General features: G+C 33.2%; 2 protein-coding genes and 1 riboswitch. Of the genes, one reads left to right on the forward strand and one right to left on the reverse strand.

All coding sequences use genetic code 11. The features are described from left to right. Nucleotides 1-768 precede the first annotated feature (768 nt). The gene (locus J6Y29_04760; GenBank protein ID MBP5427182.1) at nucleotides 769-1,095 is read right to left on the reverse strand and encodes a hypothetical protein; all 327 of its coding nucleotides are present in this window, start codon (nucleotides 1,093-1,095) and stop codon (nucleotides 769-771) included. Between the two features lie 106 nt (nucleotides 1,096-1,201). Next, a riboswitch (SAM riboswitch) is annotated at nucleotides 1,202-1,288 on the reverse strand. 909 nt (nucleotides 1,289-2,197) lie between these two features. Here J6Y29_04760 and J6Y29_04765 point away from each other — a divergent pair. Beyond that, entirely contained in the window at nucleotides 2,198-2,383 is a 186-nt protein-coding gene (locus J6Y29_04765) for a hypothetical protein (GenBank protein ID MBP5427183.1), read from the forward strand. Nucleotides 2,384-2,641 lie beyond the last annotated feature (258 nt).

A 2,641-nucleotide genomic window follows, 5' to 3' on the forward strand; every position in this document is an offset into this window, starting at 1 on the left:
ATAGCATACTATGCACTACTTAAATTATACCACTAAAATTCGCGTTTGTCAACCCCTAAAATGAAAAAAAGTGAAGATTTTTCGAGAAATCTTCACTGTTACTTTTTCCTATTCGATTCTTTTTTTCTGTCAAACTCGGGAGGTCTAAAAGTCAACAAAAGTGACAAAAAAGTAATTATATGGTTAAATGGAAGGTAAGGATGAAATTGCATTTGTTTTTTACCCTTTATAAATAATAAACGTTTCTACCAATCAAAAACTGACATATTTTTCTTATATCTGTTTGGTAAAAGACTGAAATCGTGATTTACCTAGAGTTTGCCACTTACAAAAGAGAAACGTAGTCCCTAAAAGGCTCCCTTTCTTCGATTATTAGGCGTTTATCACGCAGATACGGCGCCTGATTTTTTGAGAAAACGTACTAATTTCACGTAAGATCATAGTATTATCATTGATTTCTTGAGCGCTTTAAGTTCTAATCTTGTAAAAAACTTAGGTAGCCCTTTCTGCTGCAGAAAAAGCTGTATTCATTAAGGGAATGAATGAGGTGCTGCCATAAGAAAACAATTATCCGATTTCTTTTCAGAAGAAAAGATAGAATATTCGGTTATCCCTTAGCAGTTTGAGGAGCGGATGAAAATCTGCTCCTTTTTTCGGAAATGAAAGACTGTTTTTATTCGCAATATACGTAACTTCGCCTAAATGTTCTGACATACAAGATTGCATTAAGATAGTTGATCACATTAAAAAACAGACATAGGAATGTTTTTACCCTATCATATTATTTTTCGCCATTAATCTACATGTAAAATGTGATTCATTACAATAATAATCATCCTCGATATCGATATATTTACTAAAATCTAACTTTCTTGGACATTTCTCACTATCAACTGAAAAAGATCGGCACCAAATAAACATCGGCAGGTGCCCCATATCGCCGTTACTGTGTACAGCGATTACATAGCCGAAAGTCCATCTCTCACTCGGAAGTTCTCCGAAGTGGAAGCCTTCAGTTTCAGCCATATTAGTAAACTCTTTCCAGGTATCCTCATTGTTGAGATATACCCATACTTTCTCATCGTTTCCCAACATTTCTCTGATTGTACGCATAAATTATGCACTCCTTTAAAATATTCCATAAGAGTACAAAAAGCGATCCCATCGTAACGACAGGATCGCTGTGTAAGCATTATTCTAAATCCCATCGTTCAAGCTTTAGCACCTTGCGATGTCGCAGGTTGCTGTACGGTCAACAGGCTTGTCCCTAACGTACTCTTTATGGTATTTATATCATAACATATTAATTTAAAAATGTCAATAGCACATCTCATTGCTATTAAATGGGGCTACTATATCAGTTTATAGTATCACTATTTTCAAAACACAAGGCAATTACAATAACAGCTTCTATCCGTATATGATTGGTATCACATGGCATAGGAGCTGTTATTGCATTTTAGTTATAAATTAAGAGTATTTGTATTTATCAGCATCAATAAACAATTGATTTTAACAAGTATTTATTAATTGTTTAGGAATGATTCAAAAGCTCCCTGATTGAAATTAGACTGATAATCAAAAGGGAAGTTTCTGAATAGTATCCAGAAGCTGATAAAGCCTGCGATATTGGTGCATATCATTCCGATAGTGGAAATGATGAAGTCTGCACGATAGCTTATTTTGCTTTTCAAAACCCAAATATATATAAAGCAACGAAACCATGTTTCAGTGCTATGACAGTATTTCATGACATCATGAAAAGCTCATGTTTAGTGAACAAAAGGTTAAAGAATCGTAATCTTCAGTGTAAAAAATAGGGGAATATTGTTATTATCATAGTGTATCATTTAAATACTCTGCCTTAATGCTTATGTATCTATTGATAAGGATATCGACGATAATTCTTGATCACGACTGAAATATATTTTTTAAATGTTGTGTTTATGCCGCGAAAGTTCTTTAAAATAATACCTCTTTTATATTTACAGCATGATTTTGATTAGAGTATCATTATTGTGCAAAATAAACTTAATATTGACAATTATGTTGATACATGATATAATAAATATATAGTAAAGTGCTTGTTTTTTAGAAGAGGTGATAAAAATGTTCATTGAATAACAGACAATTAAATTAACAATATTTATCTCCAAACATGACGAATCCACGCCTATATAAAGACAGGGGGGTTATTATGTGTGCAGGTATTTTTGATTATAATGATAATGATTTTATAATGCCATTAGATAATAATATGGGTTTGGACTCCAATGGCAATTTAATGAGACGTATAGACGAGTACGTAGTTATGGATATGAATACAGGTAAATTTCACTACACATCTCCTTGGCCGGAAGATGCTAATAATATTAACAAATAAAAAGCACAGCAGATCGAGAAGTAATATCACTATCTCAGATCTGCTGTGCTTATTTTTTGTTGTAAATTTTGTGCGTTTGATTTATTACAAAGACAAACTATTGGTTTTTACACTATCATTCAGTTGCCTGGAATACACCTCTTACGAAGCTGTAGAGATGTGAATGGATAGAATCGTCACCGTGGTGACCGTTGTTTACAACGTGCCATACATGAGGTACATTGTTCTTGGTGAAGTTGTTATGATATCCCTCGGGAG

The sequence above is a fragment of the Clostridiales bacterium genome (assembly GCA_017961515.1).
In the GTDB taxonomy this organism is placed as follows: Bacteria; Bacillota; Clostridia; order Acetivibrionales; family RGIG10202; genus RGIG10202.